Annotated in this window: 15 protein-coding genes; 11 read left to right on the plus strand and 4 right to left on the minus strand. The window is 47.5% G+C overall.

The features are described 5' to 3' along the window. Nucleotides 1–282: 282 nt before the first annotated feature. Together N774_RS0106250 and N774_RS0106255 are read right to left on the minus strand one after the other, a co-directional pair. The gene (locus N774_RS0106250; RefSeq protein WP_024860418.1) at nt 283–801 is read right to left on the minus strand and encodes a putative ABC transporter permease; all 519 of its coding nucleotides are present in this window, start codon (nt 799–801) and stop codon (nt 283–285) included. Beyond that, complete coding sequence (locus N774_RS0106255; protein ID WP_024860419.1) at nt 798–1,157, minus strand: YccF domain-containing protein; 360 nt, start codon at nt 1,155–1,157, stop codon at nt 798–800. The genes N774_RS0106250 and N774_RS0106255 overlap by 4 nt, the downstream gene beginning before the upstream one ends. 286 nt (nt 1,158–1,443) lie before the next feature. On the opposite strand from N774_RS0106255, the gene N774_RS0106260 reads away from it, so the two are divergent. From N774_RS0106260 to N774_RS0106270, 3 genes are read left to right on the plus strand one after another with little or no spacing between them, the layout of a single operon-like run. Beyond that, nucleotides 1,444–2,886 (plus strand): efflux RND transporter periplasmic adaptor subunit, encoded by a 1,443-nt coding sequence (locus tag N774_RS0106260; protein ID WP_024860420.1) that lies wholly within the window; start codon nt 1,444–1,446, stop codon nt 2,884–2,886. A gap of 6 nt (nt 2,887–2,892) precedes the next feature. Further along, nucleotides 2,893–3,609: an ABC transporter ATP-binding protein gene (locus N774_RS0106265; protein WP_024860421.1), complete on the plus strand. Its 717-nt coding sequence runs from the start codon at nt 2,893–2,895 to the stop codon at nt 3,607–3,609. Beyond that, nucleotides 3,596–4,924, plus strand: coding sequence for an ABC transporter permease (locus N774_RS0106270; RefSeq protein ID WP_024860422.1), 1,329 nt, complete (start codon nt 3,596–3,598; stop codon nt 4,922–4,924). Before N774_RS0106265 ends, N774_RS0106270 begins: the two co-directional genes overlap by 14 nt. A gap of 297 nt (nt 4,925–5,221) precedes the next feature. Here the strand turns inward: N774_RS0106270 and N774_RS0106280 are convergent, their stop codons facing one another. Continuing rightward, nucleotides 5,222–7,141 carry an EAL domain-containing protein gene (locus N774_RS0106280; RefSeq protein ID WP_024860423.1) on the minus strand — a complete coding sequence of 640 codons (1,920 nt, stop codon included), beginning with the start codon at nt 7,139–7,141 and terminating at the stop codon, nt 5,222–5,224. 275 nt (nt 7,142–7,416) lie between these two features. Here N774_RS0106280 and N774_RS0106285 point away from each other — a divergent pair, with 275 nt between their 5' ends. Then, nucleotides 7,417–7,968, plus strand: a complete 552-nt coding sequence (locus N774_RS0106285) for a GNAT family N-acetyltransferase (protein WP_024860424.1) — start codon at nt 7,417–7,419, stop codon at nt 7,966–7,968. Nucleotides 7,969–8,019: 51 nt separating this feature from the next. Here the strand turns inward: N774_RS0106285 and N774_RS0106290 are convergent, their stop codons facing one another. Beyond that, nucleotides 8,020–9,312 (minus strand): hypothetical protein, encoded by a 1,293-nt coding sequence (locus N774_RS0106290; protein ID WP_024860425.1) that lies wholly within the window; start codon nt 9,310–9,312, stop codon nt 8,020–8,022. A gap of 373 nt (nt 9,313–9,685) precedes the next feature. Between N774_RS0106290 and N774_RS0106295 the strand changes: the two genes are divergently transcribed. The 7 genes from N774_RS0106295 (at nt 9,686) to N774_RS18110 (ending at nt 19,958) form a co-directional block, all read left to right on the plus strand. Then, complete coding sequence (locus N774_RS0106295; protein ID WP_024860426.1) at nt 9,686–12,103, plus strand: ABC transporter permease; 2,418 nt, start codon at nt 9,686–9,688, stop codon at nt 12,101–12,103. A 13-nt stretch (nt 12,104–12,116) separates the two neighbouring features. Then, nucleotides 12,117–12,875, plus strand: coding sequence for an ABC transporter ATP-binding protein (locus N774_RS0106300; protein WP_024860427.1), 759 nt, complete (start codon nt 12,117–12,119; stop codon nt 12,873–12,875). 10 nt (nt 12,876–12,885) lie between these two features. Next, a complete protein-coding gene (locus N774_RS0106305) occupies nt 12,886–14,334 on the plus strand; it encodes a C45 family autoproteolytic acyltransferase/hydolase (RefSeq protein ID WP_024860428.1) in 1,449 nt (482 codons plus the stop codon). Nucleotides 14,335–14,362: 28 nt separating this feature from the next. Then, nucleotides 14,363–15,043: a response regulator transcription factor gene (locus N774_RS0106310; RefSeq protein ID WP_024860429.1), complete on the plus strand. Its 681-nt coding sequence runs from the start codon at nt 14,363–14,365 to the stop codon at nt 15,041–15,043. Next, nucleotides 15,040–16,344: a sensor histidine kinase gene (locus tag N774_RS0106315; protein WP_024860430.1), complete on the plus strand. Its 1,305-nt coding sequence runs from the start codon at nt 15,040–15,042 to the stop codon at nt 16,342–16,344. Before N774_RS0106310 ends, N774_RS0106315 begins: the two co-directional genes overlap by 4 nt. A 541-nt stretch (nt 16,345–16,885) precedes the next feature. Next, the gene (locus N774_RS18105; RefSeq protein WP_024860431.1) at nt 16,886–17,701 is read left to right on the plus strand and encodes a M15 family metallopeptidase; all 816 of its coding nucleotides are present in this window, start codon (nt 16,886–16,888) and stop codon (nt 17,699–17,701) included. Between the two features lie 259 nt (nt 17,702–17,960). Then, nucleotides 17,961–19,958 (plus strand): serpin family protein, encoded by a 1,998-nt coding sequence (locus N774_RS18110; protein WP_024860432.1) that lies wholly within the window; start codon nt 17,961–17,963, stop codon nt 19,956–19,958. Nucleotides 19,959–20,041: the final 83 nt, after the last annotated feature.

Genomic DNA, 20,041 nt, shown 5'->3' on the forward strand with positions numbered 1-20,041 from the left:
TGTCAATAGGAGCAGCATTCCTGAAAAATGAGGGGACGCCTTAACTTGCAAGGCGTCCCCTCTAAAAAAACAGTCCACCGGACTGTTTTTTATTCACCCCTTGCGAAGCGCCTGACGTATTCGGGGCGCTGCCCCGAACCCCGCAAGGGCTGTCCCCCTAATCGGGTCCGTCCCCTCTGTCGCATTGCGACATCTCCCCACCCTGTGGGGAGTAACCCTTGACCTGACCAAAGGAACAAAGTCCCTTTGGAATCCCGTTCATAGGCTCGGCAGCTTTTTCTGCTATTTAAGATGTTCACTGAATGATAAAACGATATCCGTGAGTATGGCTCCTGCCATGAATGCTCCCGTGCCGAGGCACACAGGCTCGGGCAGCTTCCCGCTCAGCTTTCCCGACAAAGGGTGGAGCCCATAGAAATAGGCTACTGCAAGGATACCGAATATGGCGCTGGATATCAGGCTTGATCTGTCCAGTATGGAGAAATACCATGTCTCATAGGTCCAGAACTGCTCATGGAAGATAAACTCCAGCAGATAGGACGCTCCCAGCTCGAATACTGTTGTAACTACTGTGGCAAAGAGGAATATGAACAGCGGGTGCCGCTTCTTTCTCAGCATAGCAAGAAGTATGAAAGCTCCCACTGAATATATGGGTATTATGGGCAGGTGGAGCATTCCGCGGTTCTCGTAATAGCGGAACATTATCCACGTCGTCGCCACCTCGTACAGCCAGCCCACAAAGCCTGCTGCGGCGAATTCAAACACATAGCGGAAGAATATCCGCGTAAAATCCTTTTTCATTTTACTGTTGCTCCAAAGGGCATGAGCGCAAGCTTTGCCAGCTTGAACATCTGCACCCCAAAGGGTATACCGATGAAGGTCAGGCAGAGCAGAGCTCCCCATGCTGCAAAGCCCACTGCCAGCGGTATACCGCTGAATATCAGCCAGAATATATTTGCTGTCAGCGAAATTGGTCCGCCCCCGTACTCAACCGTCTTTCCAAAGGGAAAGAATGACAGCTTCGCCAGCTTGAAGCACTGCATGCCTATCGGTATCCCGATTATCGTTATGCACCACAGCAGTCCTGCCAGCAGCCAGCTTAGTCCGCTGGCAAATCCGCCGAATATGAACCATAAAATATTACCCAAGCACCCCATATTTGCCCTCTTTTCATGTTAAAGATCATTGCCTGTGCCTTTTCAATAATGCATTATAGCACAGTTTTTGAGAAATTTCAACATGCCCTGCAAAAAAACAATTTTTTTCAAAATTTAAGGACTTTTTAAACTTTTGGGTGCTATACTCATAATATCAGCAGTAAAAAAGAGCTTAAATTGTAAAATTTCTGTTTTTTGCTTATATCAGGGAAAAAGTCATTGACGATATATTAAAAATATGGTATTATTACAATATAAATATGTCATTTCTGAAGGAGATGTTTTAATGGAAAAATCCAACAAAAAACTCAAGATCTTTATAGCACTGCTGATACTCCTTATTATCGGCACAGGCGGAGTATTCTTTTTCAAGAACGCTATTGGCGGAGCTACGTCAATGGTATCCGTAAAGTCCAGCGACTGCGGCTATGTAAAAAAACGTGATCTGGTAAAATACGTCAGTATGTCGGGAAGTGTCTCGGGCAGCGACAATGTCAGCATAAGAGGCGAATCCGACCTCCAGGTCAAGAAGCTCAACGTCAAGGTGGGCGACACTGTAAAGAAAGGCGATGTTCTCTGCGAATTCGACTCTGCTCAGCTCAAGGAGAAGTACAATTCTCTCAAGGCAAGCAGCGAAAAGGCTCAGGGAGCTTCCGAGCACGACCACGCCCTTAACGAGAGAAACCTCACCGAAGCCAAAAAGGCTAAGGAGGACGCTGTAAAAAAGGCTCAGGACGAGATCGAAAACTCCAAAAAAAGGCGCGATCAGGCTTACGAGGACTATAACAATATGGTCGATGAGTACAACTCCCTCATTATCGAAGCCGATCATGCATACGATGAAATGGTAGCCGCTTCAGGCGATGACGCCGAAGCTAAAAAGGCAAGATGGGAGTCTCTCCTTGAAAGAGCAGGAAAGATAGGCGACGCTGCCGATGAGCTCCACGCAAAGCTCCCCTCCTACGAGGACGCTATCCCCGCTGCAAAGCAGGCATACGAGGACGCTATCAAGAACGGCGACGCTGCTATCCAGAAAGCACAGGACGTACTTGATTCCGAGAAATTCAAGGCTGATTCCTCCGACGCGGAAAAGGAGCTCAAGGAGCTTCAGGAAAAGATCGACCGCTGTATCGTAAAGGCTCCCAAGGACGGCGTTATAACACAGCTCAACGTTGCTGTGGGAAGCGTTCCCTCATCTTCAACTATCATGTCCCTTGCAAACGCTTCACAGCTTGTCATCTCAGGCAAGGTCAACGAATCCGATATCCTCAGGATAAGCGAGGATATGCCAGCCGAGATCAAGACCTCAGCTACAGGCGAAAAGGTCATCAGCGGCAAGGTAAAGCGCATAGAAAGAATAATCTCTTCCGACGAGAAGGATCCCTCAGAGGGCTATACCGTTGAGGTAAGCATCGACGAAGAGGACAGCGAGCTCCTTATCGGCATGTCCGCAAGCGTCAAGATAATCCTTGACAGATGCAACGATGCTCTCAGCGTTCCTTATGACGCTGTTATAGGCGGAGACAACGACGGATATTACGTATTCATCGCTACTTCCACAAGCAAGGGCGAGTACGTTATCTCAAAGCGCAAGATCACCAAGGGCTTCGACGGTGACTACTACCTTGAAGTTACTTCGGGCAATCTCAACGAAAACGACATCGTACTTACCAATCCAAGAGGAATTTCCGACGGCGATACATTATCATTAAAACTTCCAGAGGAATAAATCACAATGAAAACTATCATCTCCATGCACGGGATCGTTAAAAAGTACTACATAGGCATGCCTAATGAGCTTGAGATACTTCACGGGCTCGATCTTAAAATAAACGAGGGCGAATTCGCCTCAATAGTCGGGCCGTCGGGTTCGGGAAAAAGTACCCTGATGAATATCATAGGCGCTCTTGACCGTCCCACAGAGGGCACATATCTCCTTAACGGCATGGATATATCCAAGCTCAACGATTCCGATCTCAGCACTATCCGCAATAAGGAAATAGGCTTTGTTTTCCAGAATTTCAACCTTATATCCAGAACAAACGCCATTGAAAACGTAGAGATACCAATGCTCTACGCGGGAATAAGCAAAAAAGCACGGAGAAAACGGGCTGAAGAGCTGCTCGCTCTCGTTGATATGAGCGACAGAGCTTCACATAATCCAAATGAGCTCTCGGGCGGTCAGAAACAGCGCATCGCCATTGCAAGAGCTCTTGCAAACGCTCCTTCCATTATCCTTGCCGATGAGCCCACGGGAGCCCTTGACTCCGCTACGGGACGTATGGTAATGGACATCTTCCATAAGCTCCACAGGGAAGAGCATAAGACCATACTGCTCATAACCCACAGCAAGGAGCTTGCCGCCGAGACCGAGCGCATAATCACCATAAATGACGGCGCTATAGTATCAGACTCGGGCAGAACAGGAGGCGATGAAGATGTTCTTTCTTGAAAATGTGCGCCTCGCCTTTGCGTCGCTCAGATCAAACAAGATGCGCGCACTGCTCACCATGCTGGGCATAATCATCGGCATAACCGCTGTTATCACCATAACTACGCTGGGCAATTCATTAAAAGCTACTCTCGCCAATTCATTCAACCAGATAGGCGGAAAGTACATAAATATGTATTATTCCTTCAAGTATGAACCTGATGAAAACGGCGAATATCCTCAGTTCCGCGAAATGACAGATGAGGACTACATCACCGAGGATATGCTTGACGAGCTTGAGGAAAAGCATCCCGGCAAATATCTGTGGAGCCGCAATATGAACTACGGTGTCGGTACAGTCGCCAACAGCAAGCAGCAGAATATCAATGTTGCGGTAGAGGGCGCCACCGACGGCTATATCAGCGGAGACAATACCTACAAGATCATAGAGGGCAGAAGCTTCACCAACGATGACGAAAAGGGCATGAAGCACTGCTGTATCGTATCAGACGTCTTTGTAAAGCAGTATTTCGGCAGAGAAAATGCCAACGCCATAGGCTGCGACATCACTGTGGACATCACAAAGGGCGTCAGCAGCGAATTCACCATCGTAGGCATATACAGGTACCCGAAATTGTATGAAAAATATGTTCAGAGCGGCGTAAGCTTCATGGACAGGCAAACGGAAGTATTCATTCCCTACAACACCTGTAAGAAGCTTTCCACCAAAAAAGACGACCGCGGACGCACAAGCAGCGTTATGCTTTCATCAGCCACCTATGACAGAGATGATGCAATAAACGAGCTTCAGGAATTCTTCGACCAGAAGTACCAGGCCAACCGCTACTGGAGCGTACAGTTTGAGGATCCCATGGACGATATGGATATCACTACAAAGGTACTGAATGTAGTAACGCTGGTCATTGCTGTCATAGCTGCCATATCCCTTCTGGTAGGCGGTATCGGCGTTATGAACATCATGCTGGTGAGCATAACAGAGCGCACCCGCGAGATAGGCGTGCGAAAGGCTATGGGAGCCAAAAACGGTCACATAAGGATCCAGTTCATCGTTGAAGCCATGATACTCTGCCTCGTAGGAGGTATAATCGGAGTGCTCATAGGCTTACTCAACGGCTGGCTCATCGGAAAGATCGCAGCTTATGCCCTTGCACAGCTCCCCGAATATCAGGATTTCGTATCCCTGACCATTCAGCCCTCTGTAAAGGCTATAGTTATCTCGCTGCTATTCTCCATGCTCATAGGTATCTTCTTCGGAAGCTATCCCGCAGGCAAGGCTGCAAAGCTGGACCCTATAGACGCACTCAGATACGAATAAAAAAGAAAGCCATAAAGTGCTATTCTTTATAGCTTCAGATTGTCAAAAACAATAGTTTTATCAGGGGACGCCTTCACTTGCAAGGCGTCCCCTTTTTCAAAACAGTCCACCGGACTGTTTTGAAATTCACCCCTTGCGAAGCGCCTGTCGTATTCGGGGCGCTGCCCCGAACCCCGCAAGGGCTGTCAGCCCTTGACCTGACCAAAGGGAGTATACTCCCTTTGGAATCCCATTATTAGTTGAAACAGCTTTTGCAAAAAATAAAGCCATAAAGGATATCTCCTTTATGGCTTTTTGTTATTGATTTACCGCAACATCGAGGAATGTTTTCAGCTCCTCGATAGGTATGGGCTTGGAATACTTATATCCCTGCAAATACTGGGCTTTCATCATTATGCAGCGATCCTCGTCGCTGTCGTTCTCAACGCCCTCAAAGAGCACTGCGTACCGCAGATCGTAGAACATATTCGCAAAGGTCTTGACCATGTACTGCGATGAATCGCTTCGGTGTGACTCCATAAGCATTGAGCGGTCGAACTTGATGATATCGAAGGGTATCTCCATGATACGCTCAAAGTTTGAATAGCCCGTTCCGAAATCGTCAAGGTAGAACTTTATGCCAAGATCCTGAAGCTGCATAACTCTCTGCTTCATAAGGTTGAAGTCCGCCTCGCTTCGGCTCTCGGTTATCTCAACGGCTATCTTGTCGTAGTTTATGCCGTTCCGGTCTATGATAGTCTTTACCTCATCGCAGAAAGTATCATATCGTATATCTATAGCCGAGAAATTTACGGAAACGCGCTTTATCCTGTAGCCCTCCTCAATGAAGCCCCTGACGGCGTAGCAGGTCTTGTTGAGGATTATCATACTGAGATAATGTATGAGATTGAACTGCTCTGCAAGAGGTATGAACTGGTCTGGAAATACCATTCCCGTCTTTTCCAGCTTCAGTCTCATAAGAGCCTCGGCAGTATCATACATCTTGGTCTTGATATTGTATACGGGCTGACAGTACACAAGAACTCTCGGGTCGGACAGGTCCTTTTTATTGGCTATGTCCTCAAGCTGACTGAGGATATAGTTCTTGTCATAGTATTCCTTGATGTCCTGCTCACTTATGCGGTATATGGTATTATACTGCATTTTCATCTCACAGTATTCAATGAGGTGATAATAGTCATCAACACTGAGTATATCCTTACAGGTCTCCATAATGACTATCTTGTAGTCTATCTTGAACTTTGAATGGCTCTCAAGGAAGTCATTAAGCATTTTTTCAACGGCTTTATCATAATTCGTCCGCTTGTTCTTTACTATAGTAAGAACATAGTGCTCACTTGGGAAGCTGTAGAGTATTCCCTTTTTGACATTCATTCTGAAAAACTTGTAGAACTCCGATTTAAGCTCGGGAGAAAGTGAGAGTGAACGTGAAAAGTCATTCATGTGGCAGCACATTATAAGAGTTTCCCTGCCGTTTTCGATGTTGCCCTTTATCTCGTTGGCAAAGAAGCCGCTTGAAACAGCTCCCGTATCCACATTGAAAGGATTTGAATGGAACATGAATATGATACCCACAACGGGCAGGAAGAAGCTCAGTGTAGTATAGGATACCTGCCTGTGCATCATCTGTATGCACAGAAGCACATTGGCAATTATTATCGAGCACATTATCCCCCAGAACACTCTTGCAAGAAGCCTTGCCTTGTATTTTATAAGTATATAGACCACCGTAATGATAAGCAGCATATACACCAGCTCAAATACATCAAATGAGGAATGGTATTCTCCGTTCTTTCCCACGTAAAAGCCCACCTTAAAGACTGTAGCCGCAATATCGAACACAGCTGCTACCAATAAGGTAATGGCCGATATTATCTGATACTGCTTCTTTGTGCCCGGCGTGACCCACAAAGGATCCCGAAGATACTGTATGTACAGATAAATGACAGACATCATCAGCACATGATGAACAAGCCTCATTATGTATATCGGGACAGGTCTTATGACAGAAGCTTTCAGAAGCATCTGGATCCCGACGTTTGCCATAGCTGATATGAGAATAAATGTTAATATGCACATTATTATGCGGAATTTCTTCTTTTCGCTGCCGATATACGACTGCTTGATGAAAACTCCCATTATGATGCAAAGAGCCATGACCGTAATATCACCTACAGGACTGTACAGTCCCAGGTTAAGGTCAGAAGCCGTAAACATATATTCACCCCCCTAATTAACAGCATAAAAAAACACGCTATTACTCATTTATATTATATCATACAAGCACCATAAAGTCAACAATTTTTCTCAATTATATTAATTGTATTTTGTATGTGTTGCAATACGTTCAGTATTAGAAAATAGTCTCATATGGACATGAAATATTAATATTTTATTAAAATTCTCTCACTTTTCCGCGATTTTATTGCTATTCCCTCTCCAATATGCTATAATGAGTACAAATACAGCTCCCGCGGAAAGGAGATACGGTCATGAAACTGAATTTTACCAAGCTTACACCAAGCCACGAAGATTTTCGCAAAGTCAAACAGCTCTATATGCGTGCTTTTCCCGATGAAGAACGTGCTCCGTTCCTCATGCTGGTGCTGAAAGCAAAGAAAAAGGGCGTGGACTTCTGGACAGTCCGATGCGACGGTCAGTGGGCAGGAATACTCTATATCGTCAGCCGCCGTGACCTGTCCTATATATTCTACCTTGCCGTATCCGAGGAGTGCCGCGGACAGGGCATCGGCAGCGCTATACTCAGGTCAGCCCGAAAGCTCTACAAGGGACGCAGGCTCTTCCTCGCCATTGAGGAGCTTGACAGGGACGCCGAAAACTACGCCGAGCGCATGAAGCGTCGGGGATTTTACCTCCGCAACGGCTTTACGGAGCTCCACAGGAAGCTCCGCGAGGGAAAAGTCACCTATGAGATACTTGGCACAGGCGGCGACGTAGAGGCAAAAGAATATGAGGAGCTTATGAAGAACTATGCGGGCAGCATACTCTCAAAGCTTTTTACCATGGAATTCGTAGACCAATAAAAAACAGCCATAAAGCAGTCAGTCTGCTTTATGGCTTTGATTTTTTATGCATCAGTTCTTGGAAGCCTGCTTGTACTTGCCGCTGCCTACGCTCTTTATGGTATCAGCGGTAAGGTCGTTGTCCTGTCCGAGCACGTAATAGGACTTCTTGACGTTCTCCTTGACCTGCTTTTCATAATCGCTCTTGTCAGTGAGTTCGCCGTTTACCTTGTAGATGACCTCCACATTCGGGTCCTGATTCTTGCTGTTCTCCGTATTTCCGTAGTTGAACAGCTCCGAGAACTTGTAATTGCCCTCAGTATCAAAAGAGTAAACGCTTCCTGCGGTATAGCTGGGGTTGTCAACAATGGATATGAGCTCCTTTGAGTCGGCTGCAAAGCCGATAGTGCCGTCTGTACCGAAAGAACCTACAGGCACCACGCAGCCGTTCCACGAGTATATATCAACATAGGGAGCATAGTGATAGGCGCCCGAAACGAAAAGCTCGGGGGTTTCATCGCCGTTTATATCATAGAGGGAGAAGTGGTTATCGTCGTTGGCTTTCTTGTACTTGAGGTAATCGTTAAGCACAGCCTCATAGCCCTTCTTCCAGTCTTCCATATTTCCGAGAGCCGCGTCTATAGTAGCGTCATCAAAGCCGAAGTCCAGCCCCATGCTCTTGATAACTCCCGAGATAAAATGATTGTAATCCTCATCGTACTTTTCATCGGTAACAGGAACTCCGTCCTCCTTTGCAGCTGTGGCTGAGCGCTGGAAGGAGCCTACATTAGCCATAACACCGCTCTTTATGCGGTAAAGCTGAACGTTCTGTACCTGTATATCATCGTGATAGCGGACAGTTGTGAGCAAGCTGCGGTCCATGACATATGAGAGCTGGTCACAGCCTGTGATAGGCTCAAATTCGGTATAAACGCTTTCGCTGAGAGTTTTTACAAGGAAGGTCTTGTCTCCGTAGCCGCCGTATGAGATTATCAGCTCGGGAACCTTGTCGTCGTTTACATCATAAACGCTAAAACGGGCATCCTCGCTGTAGTCCTTGGAATTTTTGAAATCCTCCAGAGCCGAGCGGTATATCTTGTCCCAGCTGACATTGGCAACACTGCTCATATCGGTCTTTTCGCCGTTTACGATTATTTCCGATGGATCGTTCTCCAGATTCGGGTCTGTGGGAGCATTATTGGCGGTAGTTCCCTCCTGTGAGCCGCTGCCTGTATCCCCCTCTGTGGTCACTGCTCCCGAATTATCGGAAGAGGCCGCGGGATCGGAGTTGCTGCTGCTTTTATTTTTTGATGAACAGCCGCATAAAAGTGCGGTGACACAAAGTATAGCCATGAGCTTTTTCATGATCTTACCTCCGTAATGAGATTGTCATAATATATCAAGCGTCCGAACACAGTTCGGGCAATAGCCGCCTGACGGCGGTTATTGAGTTCATATTAATTATATCACATATTTTCTCGGTTGTCATCACACTTATTGCGATTTTCGTCAATTTTTCATTTTTCTTCACTCCAGGCAGTTCCCTTTACGGCTCCCGCACTATATGGCTATTGACTTTAACTCAAAGGTGCGCTATACTTTTATAGTCTGTCCGTGACCGCAGAGCCACCGATTGAAACGGAATGAGTTCAAATACGTATATTTTGAGGATTTAAAGACTTTTTAAACTTTAAAATGCTATCATATTATCAGACCATAAACCTCAAGGAGAACAGCTATGTTTTTTAAAATGCTAAAAAGTGACCTAAAACGCAAAAGAGGTCTGAATGTGATTCTTTTCATATTCATCTCTGTAGCTTCAATACTTGTTTTTGCAGGCTCGGTGCAGATATTCTCCAACTTCACCCGTGAAAGATCTGCCAAGGAGCTTTGCAGGACCTCCGATACCCAGTTCTGGATAATGGAAGATGATTTCCGCGACGATGCCATAAGGAGCAAGCTTCAGGATATCCTTGACTCAGAGGAAAACATCACAGGCTGGAGCACATCGCCAATGACAAGGATATCGGAAACTGCAATAGAGTATCCGAACTGCGATCTGAACGAAAACCGCTATATGTACATGATGAAAATACAGGCTCTGATAACCATGCCCCTTGAGCACGACCTTGTCTATGACCTGAACGATGAACCTTTTTATGTGCCAAACGGGTGTATTGCAATACCTATCGAGGTACAGTCCACCGTGGGCGTCAGGGTCGGCGACAAGGTAAAATACACAGCATGTACAGGCGAGGTCTATGAGCTTGAGGTCTGCTGTATATTCAAGGACAACATGGACAACGGCATTGTAAGATACATCGTTTCCGATGCAGATTACAAAGTGCTTTCGGACAGCAGTAACCGTTCATATATTTCCTACAATCTGCAGACCAATGATGACTCGGACAACTGGCTGTCCAATTTCAAGGATAAACTGTTCGATCAGGATATCCCCATACTCAGTGTCACATATTCAAGAGGTCTCAACGACGATATCGTTCTCATGGAGATAATATCGGTACTGGTAGTCCTGATAAGCGTGTTCCTCATACTGATAATCTTTATGACTATCCGCTTCACAATAATCGCCGACCTTAAAGCTGAGGAAAAGGAAATCGGCATGATGAAGGCGCTGGGCGTGGATTCATTCAGCTTCCGGTGGCTCTTTGCCGCAAAATATATCGCATTCGCTATCCTCGGCGGCATTGTGGGCATTATAGCAGGACTGCCCGCAGCAGGCGCTTTCGTCAATATGTTCGGACCCGACTGCATTCTCCCCGAGCGCTGGGAGATGATACTCATAGGAGTACTTTCAGTCCTCGTTATAATCATAGTTATGATAGCTTTCTCACTGTTTGTAATGGGCAGGATAAAAAAGATCTCCGTTATCGACGCTATCCACGGCGAGAACCGCGGCGAGCGATTCAGCAAGCGCTTCCCCATGTTCCTGCACAGGAGAAAGAAAATGTCTGTGCCGTTTTTCGTAGCACTTACGGATATACTCATGCGCTTCAAGCGCTATATCTTCCTGCTGATATCATACTCTCTGGGAGCAGTTATAATACTTCTGGGATTCAATACCAGAAACAGCGTCATCAATACGAGGTATACACAGTACTGGCTGTATCACGGCTATGACTTCTCTCTGACCCTTTCCGACGAAATGGAAGACGAGATCAACGATGAATGCAAGAAAACAGGCATGATATATACAGAGGTGATAAACCAAAGACTGTCTGAGGCAGGCATCCCTGCACATATCGACACGATGTATGCAGGTGAGGGATACATGAAAAACGACGACAAGAATAAGTACTTTGATATATTCTGGAAAAAGGGCGAGCCCGAAAAAGTCACCTACCGCAAGGGCGGCTCCGCGCCGAGGCTTGCAAACGAAGCCGCAATGAGCGCATACACTGCCGCTAAGCTGGGTATAGACGTGGGCGACGTCATTAAGCTCACCATAAACGAAAAAAATGAGGACAAAACAGGCTACGTCGAGAACGAAAGAGAGATAGTAATAACAGCTCTTGTAGACTTCATGGAGGACGGGGATCCCATAATCATCATGGGCGACGAATACGATAACGGCTATACATGGTGGAGCACCTTTACAGGCTTTGTTATCGACGCCCCCGAAAGTGAAAAGCCTGCTGTCATAGCTCAGATGAAAGAGCTCTTCGGCGGGGACAATGTCAGGACAGGACTACAGGCTATGAGAAAACAGGTAGCTCGGTTCGATACGCTGTTCAAGCTGTTTGAATTCGTCATCGGCGGAGCTGTAGTCCTTGTGCTGATGCTCATAACCTACCTGTACATGAGCATTTTCGTGGCCGAGGAAGTCCCCGAGACGGCTCTGCTGAAAAGCCTCGGATTTCGCAATATCTCAATTAAGGCATGGTATCTGCTGAGAATGATAATACTTCTCGCCGTCTCAATAGCTCTCGGAGAGCTTTATCTGTGGACGGGGGGCTCCTTATTATTCGGCAGCTTCATGACGCAGTACGAGGTAACGGGAATGAAGCTGTATTTCGAGTTTCCCGTAAGCTTCATAGTCATACCGCTGATAATAACGGCTGCGGTGCTATTCACCGCCATCATCAATCTAAGAAGCATAAAAAACATCGGCATATGGAAAATATCCGAGGAATAACGGAGGCATTCAGATGAACAAAGTCCTGCAGGTAAAGGACCTGTGCAAAACATATATAATCAAGAAAAACAGCAACAATGTACTGAGAAACATCAACTTTGAGCTCAACGAGGGCGAATTCGTCACCGTCATGGGTCCCAGCGGCAGCGGTAAGTCCACACTGCTGTACACAATAAGCGGCATGGACAATATGACCTCGGGAGTGGTGGAATTCAACGGAAAGGATATCAGCACACTGAACAAAAAGGAGATGTCAAGGCTGCGGCTTACGGAAATGGGCTTCATCTTCCAGCAGATGTACATGATGAAGAAGCTCTGCGTGTTCGACAATATAGTACTCCCCGCGTACCAGTCGGGTATGCCGCGCAGTGAAGCCAACAAGCGTGCCGAAGCTCTCATGCGCAGACTGGATATAATCGAGACTGCCGAGCATGAGGTCAGCGAGGTATCGGGCGGACAGCTCCAGCGTGCCTGCCTTTGCAGAGCCCTTATCAACGGACCCAAGGTCATATTTGCGGACGAACCCACAGGTGCTCTCAATTCAAAGGCTGCCGCCGACGTAATGCGTGAGCTCACTGCCGCCAACCGCGACGGCACAAGCATTATGATGGTAACTCACAGTGTTAAGGTAGCAGCCATGAGCGACAAGGTGCTGTATCTCATGGACGGCGATATACAGGGCGAGATAGAGCTGGGAAAGCTCACGGACGAATCAGAGCTCTCAAGCAGAGAGCGCTGTCTCAGCAGCTGGCTCATGGAGCGGGGCTGGTAAGGAGCAGACTATGAAAAAGACAAGATCATTATCCCTGTTAACTGCTGCCGCTGTTATATTATCCGCCGCAGCAGGCTGCGGACGCAGGGGCTATGAGGACTTCGTTGTCCCCGAGCAGGGTCCCAGCACTCTCCGCCCCATATCCGATATATACATAGACAATCACTATGAGGGAGCAGCTCCCACAAAGGAAAAGACCAACAGGACAGTCCGCAGCAGCGACGGGCTCTGCGTTATCGAGTGCAAGGACAGCTACTACGATGTTACCCTTGACTACGAAAAGGGCTCTCCCGCGCAGGTGGGTGCCGCCTACGGAAAAACTCTGCTTCTCGCTCTTCCCGATTACGCAGACATAGTTGAGCCCTACCTCTATGAGAACATCAGGGCTGCATTCACTCACCTCAACGGTGACTATTCGGGCATAGAGAAGCGTACTGACGCATTTTACAGCTCTCTCCCCGAGGACTACAGACAGGAGCTTGACGGCTTTGCAGATGCAGTGAGCGGCACTTCGGAGGGCTTCATCGAGGACGGCATCATCAGCCGCGATGAAGCTGTGCTCATGCAGTTCATACCCGACGCTCTCCGCGGTACAGCATGCAGCGCCATATCAGCAAACGGCAGCGCAACGGCAACGGGCGAACGCATTACCGCACGTATCCTTGAATGGGAGCTTGGCAGCGATAATCAGATCTGCCAAGCCCACACACTTGTACATATGAAAAACGGCAGCAAGAGCTTCACTTCCCTTACATATCTGGGCTTTCTAACCATACTCACTGCCGTGAACGATGACGGCGTAATGCTGGGAGAGCTTGACGTGGGCAGCGAATCTATGATACAATATACTTGCGAAAACAAGACCAGCTACACCTACGGCATGAGATATGCCCTTGAAAACTTCACCACTGCAAGAGATGCTGCGGAATACCTCACGAAAAACGCCTGCAGGTATCCCTACTGCGTGAACGTTATCGCCACAGACAAAAAGGACGCTCTCGTTGCTGAGCTCTTAGCTTTAAATGAGGAACAGCTCTCCTCCTTCATGGACGAGCTGGACGATAAGGAAAAAACAGAACTGAAATTCGCCTCAGCCATACGTGACAGCTCCTCACAGCTCCACAAATGCTACCCCTGGAGCGACCCCAATTATATATGTGCCGTAAACGCTTTCGTGACAAATGATAACGTGACCTCTGCCATTCAGACAGAGAACAACCTTATTCGCTGGAAGCGCTACGATAAGCTTTTCTGCGGTCAGACAGGACTTACTCTCGGCCATTTCAAGGAGCTCATGACCTGCGAGAGCACTGACAACGACCTTAACCGCATACGCAGCGGCGGACTTGTGCATATGCTCATCGCCGACTACTCCACAGATACCATGCAGGCTGTACTCACGGGAACAGACGGCGTTAAGGATTCCCCCGAGTTCATAGACCTTGGAAGCTGGCACTGATATACGATCTGCAAAGGAATTTAAATATATGACCGACATTCTTATTATTGAAGACGACCCCGAGCTCGGTCAGCTCGTAAATGATTTCATAGCAAAAGAGGGCTTCTCGGTAAGGCTTTGCGAAGCTGCCGAGGACGCCCTTGCGCTGCTTAAAGAAGAGGAGTTCAGACTGGTGCTGCTGGACGTTATGCTGCCCCGGATGAACGGCTACGAGACCTGCACCGCCATACGCAACAGCCGCGATATACCTATACTTATGATGAGCGCCATAACCGATGAGGACAGCAAGCTCCTGGGCTATGAAACAGGTGCGGACGACTACATCGACAAGCCCTTTTCCGTAAAGGTGCTCACCGCCAAGATAAAGGCTCTCATAAAGCGCAGATCCGATGATACACAGAGCAGCTGTCTCACCTGCTGCGGCATAGTCCTTGACCCTAACTCCCGCACCGTCACCCGTGACGGGAAAGAGCTTAAACTCAACGCCAAGGAGTTCGAGCTGCTGCGCTACCTCATGGAGCATAAGGGGGAGGCTGTCAGCAAGGACACCCTCTTCAACGCTGTATGGGGCATGGACTGCTTCACCGAGCCAAGCACTGTCAGCGTCCATATACGCTGGCTCCGCGAAAAGCTTGAACAGGACCCAAATTCTCCCCAGCTCATACGGACAGTGTGGAAAATAGGCTACAAATTCGGTGACAGCCAATGAAAAAGTTTATCCGTACACTTATAATGATAACCGTCTTTTTCGCAGTGCTTGCGTCAGGCTTTAATATGTGCTTCAATGCTGCCATGAAAGAGCAGCTGAAACGTTGCAATGTGGCTGTAAACAGGATAAACCGCGAAATATCCGACACAATGGCTGAGAGCGGTGCTTCTCCCGAGGAGCTGATCGCCGAAAGGACTGACGCATGGAAAAAGACCTACGGCAGCAGCGCTCCCCGAAGCATAGTCTTTATCCCCCTCAGCAGCAGCGAGAACACCTTCTATACGTCTGTTGACAAGAGATGTGCCGTTTGCAGTATCTACGGCAAAGACAATGAGCTTGCAGGCTTTGTGCAGTACACCTGCTCCGACGATGTTTTCGCAAACATCAGGCGGATATTGAATATTATCATCGGAGTATGCTTCCTGCTCATCACAGGCGCTGTCATATTCATTCACTTTGCTGTGTTCAAGCCATTCCGCAGGCTTTCCGACTACCCCGAAAGGCTTGCAAGACTCCGCGACATACAGAAGCTCCCCGAAAGCAAGAGCCGATATTTCGGCAAATACGTCTGGGGAATGAATATGCTGACGGACGTTCTCGCCGCCAGCAGCCACAGGATACATATGCTTGAGGGAGAGCACCAGAAGCTTGTCAGCTCCATAGCCCACGGCGTAAAGACTCCGCTGGCAAATATCCGACTTTACACCGACGCTGTAAGGACGGGGCTTTACTCCGACACGGGAATGTCCTCGGATATAGCCGATAAGATAGACAGCAACACTGCCAAGATAGAGTCCATGGCAGCCGAGCTCATGACCGCTTCGGAAGCCTCCTGCGACGGCTGTGATATCGAAAAGGAGCTCTTCCCTCTTTCGGAGCTTGCAGACCTTGTCCGCAGCGAATATACGGACAGAATGGCTCTGCTCAGGATACCATTCACTGTGGAATGTATAAATGCTCCAATAATGGACAGCGACAAGTACGCACTGTACCGCGCTGTGAGCCAGCTCCTTGAAAACGCCATGAAATACGGCGACGGAAACGGCATAAGCGTAAAGATGATGAAGCAGGACGACTCTTTCTGCATATCAGTGCGCGACAAAGGAGAGCTGCTCCCCGAGAATGAGCTGCCCTACGTGTTCAGAAGCTACTGGCGGGGCTCAAATGCCGCCGACAAAAGCGGCTGCGGCATAGGACTGTACGTTGTTCATGAGACCGCAAAGGCACTGGGCGGAAGCGTTCATGTGCGGCGTATCGAGGAGACCTCGGAAATGGAGTTTGTGATATATATCGAGCAATAGCAACATTCCAATCAAAAAATCACTTACAGCACAATATGAATGGGATTCCAAAGGGAGTATACTCCCTTTGGTCAGGTCAAGGGCTGACAGCCCTTGTGGGGTGTGGGGCAAAGCCCCACAGTTACGAAGCGCTCCGCAAGGGTGAATTTCAAAAACAGTCCGGTGGACTGTTTTTGAAAGAGGGACGCCCTGCAAGAGAGGGCGTCCCTTAAAAACTAAAAGGGCGGGTAAAGGGGAGCCCCCTTTGGCGGATTCGCAGGTTACCAAATATGAGCCGTTACTTTACGACTCGGTAGCCCACTTTTTTCCGCTAAGGAGAGCAGCCTAAAATCCGCCCTTTTTCATATAAAGCGACATTTTTCAATACTATTGACAGCCGAAAAATAATGTGGTAAGATATAAGCACAGAAGATTTTTTGTCAATATAAAAAAATATTTGTCGGTATGATACACTTTTCATACATGTTCCGATTGTTCTTTATGACGGATCAAAACAGCCGACAGCGCATAGCTTCGTTCTATGCCGGAAGGAAGATATAAAATGAAAAGATTATCAAAACTCACACTTTTATTAATGACAGCTGCTTCAATGACAGCCTGCGGCAAGGTAGGAGAGCGTTCAAGTCTCCCTATCCCTCAGCAGCCTACTGCTTCAACTTCCGAGAACGCAGCCGATACAAATACCGAAGAGCTCACAACTGCCGCTGATACAACTACAACAGCCGCAGCAGCTGCCACAGACGGCTCCGAAACTGTCACCGAAGCAAGTGCAGAGGTACAGGAAGCACCCTCTGTGGGCGACGCCGATTACGCTCCTGCGCCTGTACAGTACGATATCCCGGGACTCACCTACATAAACGGCATTCTCATAGCAAACAAGAGCTACAGTCTGCCTGCGGACTTCAATCCCGGTATCGATGCCACCTGTCAGGCTCAGTTCAACAAGCTTGCAAGTGCAGCGGCTCAGCAGGGACTGAATATATACTTCTCGTCGGGCTTCCGCTCATACGACTATCAGGCTCAGATTTACAACAACTATGTTGCACGCGACGGACAAGCTGTTGCTGATACATACTCCGCACGTCCGGGATACTCCGAGCACCAGACAGGACTTGCTATCGACGTAAACCAGATAGACGACTCCTTTATCGGAACTCCCGAGGCTATATGGCTGGAGAACCACTGCCACGAATTCGGATTCATACTCCGCTACCCACAGGGCAAACAGAGCATAACAGGCTATCAGTACGAATCATGGCATATCCGCTATGTCGGTACTGACCTTTCGTATGCTATCCACAATAGCGGTCTTACTCTTGAGGAATACTTCGGTATCGATTCTTACTATCACGAATAAAAGCATATAAAAGCGCCGTATTAATTATGAATACGGCGCTTCTTTTATGTCAGGCTTTTCAGTGCTCCTATCAGATGATGCTTCTGCGCTCGGGTATACATGACGTTTTGCAGCAAGCCGTGATACATCTCGGCACAATATATCAATTTCACTGTTTTTTGTTGCAATATAGCCATTATAAATTGACATTGGACTGTATTAGTGTTATACTGTTACTATGGATATTATATCCAATTCATTATGGGAGGAGTAATGTACTATGGGAAAAATGAAAAAATTATCCAAACTTACCGCAGGTATCCTGAGCTTTGCACTGGCTATGGGAGCTGTGGGAAACATTCCGCCGCTGATGAGCAGCAATAAGGCTGCCGCTGCGGAAGAATACTACGAAAATGAAGCATATGAAGTCGAGGTCAAGGACGCTTATATCTATTATAAGATAATTCCCGACGAACATTTCAGCAGCAGCGATCCTAAGGATATATATTATCTGGCATTTGATATCCTTCCTCAGAGAAATGGTTATGTCGATTATTACGACCGCATAACGATACGTCTTCGCTCACCTATAGACAGAGGTATCAGTCCGAATGACGAGGAAAACAAGGAGTATTATGATCTATGGGCACGCACCTGCAATAACTATGATTTGTTCGACGAGGAAGATATCGTTACATTAAAGTTCACCACCTATGACAAGGATGAGGCTGACGCTTTGCAGGCTGAATTGGATAAAGAGGGCGGCTACTGGGGCAGCTCTTCATCGGACAAAAAAGTATTTGGCATGGATTTCCTGTCATCAGTCAGGTCTCTGGGCATACACTACTACGGCGACATCAACGATGACGGAGTTGTAGACAGCTTTGACTCTGTCACCTACAGAAAACAGATCGCAGGAACTCTCACAGACAAGCTCAGTGAGGCACAGTTCCTCAACGGCGATATAAACAAGGACGACAAGATCGACGAGGAAGACCTGAAGGCTGTTCAGGATTACCTCCTCGGCAGGACAAAGGAATTCAACGGCGTTTCCGATATCGGAAGCATACGCCTTGACAATACCGTTGATGTACAGGCTTCGGAGGGCAAGGCAACAGACGCCGAATTTGCTTCCGCTGAGATGAAGTTCGGCGTGGATATCCTCAAGAAGTGCTTCGAGCCTACAAATCCTGACGAGAAAAATCTTCTTATATCACCTCTCTCAATATCAGCAGCCCTTGCCATGACCGCAAACGGCGCTGACGGCGAAACAAAGACCGAAATGGAGAAGGTACTGGGCAACGGTCTTACCATGGATCAGCTCAACGAGTATATGGCTTACTACATAAGCAAGCTTCCCAACGAGAAAAAGCAGAAGGTGCTTGTGGCAGATTCTATCTGGTTCAAGGACAAGCCCTCATTCAAGGTCTATGACAGCTTCCTCGAACAGAACAAGAAATACTATAACGCACAGCTTTATAAGGCTGCTTTTGATGATTCCACAGTCAAAGACGTAAACAGCTGGGTAAACGAGAATACTCAGGGAATGATCCCGTCTATACTGAAAAAAGGCGATCTTACGCCTACAGATCAGAAGGAAATACTGATGATGCTCATCAATACTCTTTACTTTGAGGCTGAATGGTCCTCTCCGTATACAAACTCTGTTGACGGAAAGTTCACTGACCTCAACGGAGAAGAACACCCCATCAAGAAGATGTTCAGCCGTGAGTATCAGTACTTTGACCTGGGCGACGCCGACGCTTTCAAGAAGTCGTATGCAGGCGGCAATTACAGCTTCGTAGGCATCATGCCCAAGGAGAAGGACATCGTTGAATACGTAAACGACCTCGACGCAGAAAAGCTCTTTGAGGGACTCAAGGAATATGAAGATCCCGAAACTATCGAGCTCAATGTTATGATACCCAAGTTCAAGTACAATTACAGCAAATCACTGAAAAAAGTGCTTTCTGAAATTGGCATGCCCACTGCATTCAGTATGGAAAAGGCAGACTTCTCAAAGATAAACGACCTGTCAGTTGAAAATGCAGACCCGCTGTACATCGACGACGTTGCACACAAGACAAGGATAGAAGTTACCGAAAAGGGCACAAAGGCTGCTGCGGTAACAGCTGTTATGATGGCGGCAGGAAGCGCTATGCCTATCGAAAAGAAAAAGGTCAATATATACCTTGACAAGCCATTCGTTTACATGATCGTTGACAAGAACAACGTTCCTCTGTTTATCGGTGCCGCTACCGAGATCGAAGAGCAGTAAATTATACAAAAAAGTCCCGAAGACAGCTTCGGGACTTTTTTCATTGCTTATTATTCATCAAGTGCAAATACACTTCCGCTCAT

It is taken from the genome of Ruminococcus flavefaciens AE3010 (genome assembly GCF_000526795.1).
Classification (GTDB): Bacteria; Bacillota; Clostridia; order Oscillospirales; family Ruminococcaceae; genus Ruminococcus; species Ruminococcus flavefaciens_D.

Excerpts from the sequence above, each read along its gene's own strand:
- N774_RS0106250 (WP_024860418.1), bottom strand. The coding sequence starts at position 801 with ATGAAAAAGGATTTTACGCGGATATTCTTCCGCTATGTGTTTGAATTC.
- N774_RS0106255 (WP_024860419.1), bottom strand. The coding sequence starts at position 1,157 with ATGGGGTGCTTGGGTAATATTTTATGGTTCATATTCGGCGGATTTGCC.
- N774_RS0106260 (WP_024860420.1), top strand. The coding sequence starts at position 1,444 with ATGGAAAAATCCAACAAAAAACTCAAGATCTTTATAGCACTGCTGATA.
- N774_RS0106265 (WP_024860421.1), top strand. The coding sequence starts at position 2,893 with ATGAAAACTATCATCTCCATGCACGGGATCGTTAAAAAGTACTACATA.
- N774_RS0106270 (WP_024860422.1), top strand. The coding sequence starts at position 3,596 with ATGTTCTTTCTTGAAAATGTGCGCCTCGCCTTTGCGTCGCTCAGATCA.
- N774_RS0106280 (WP_024860423.1), bottom strand. The coding sequence starts at position 7,141 with ATGTTTACGGCTTCTGACCTTAACCTGGGACTGTACAGTCCTGTAGGT.
- N774_RS0106285 (WP_024860424.1), top strand. The coding sequence starts at position 7,417 with ATGAAACTGAATTTTACCAAGCTTACACCAAGCCACGAAGATTTTCGC.
- N774_RS0106290 (WP_024860425.1), bottom strand. The coding sequence starts at position 9,312 with ATGAAAAAGCTCATGGCTATACTTTGTGTCACCGCACTTTTATGCGGC.
- N774_RS0106295 (WP_024860426.1), top strand. The coding sequence starts at position 9,686 with ATGTTTTTTAAAATGCTAAAAAGTGACCTAAAACGCAAAAGAGGTCTG.
- N774_RS0106300 (WP_024860427.1), top strand. The coding sequence starts at position 12,117 with ATGAACAAAGTCCTGCAGGTAAAGGACCTGTGCAAAACATATATAATC.
- N774_RS0106305 (WP_024860428.1), top strand. The coding sequence starts at position 12,886 with ATGAAAAAGACAAGATCATTATCCCTGTTAACTGCTGCCGCTGTTATA.
- N774_RS0106310 (WP_024860429.1), top strand. The coding sequence starts at position 14,363 with ATGACCGACATTCTTATTATTGAAGACGACCCCGAGCTCGGTCAGCTC.
- N774_RS0106315 (WP_024860430.1), top strand. The coding sequence starts at position 15,040 with ATGAAAAAGTTTATCCGTACACTTATAATGATAACCGTCTTTTTCGCA.
- N774_RS18105 (WP_024860431.1), top strand. The coding sequence starts at position 16,886 with ATGAAAAGATTATCAAAACTCACACTTTTATTAATGACAGCTGCTTCA.
- N774_RS18110 (WP_024860432.1), top strand. The coding sequence starts at position 17,961 with ATGGGAAAAATGAAAAAATTATCCAAACTTACCGCAGGTATCCTGAGC.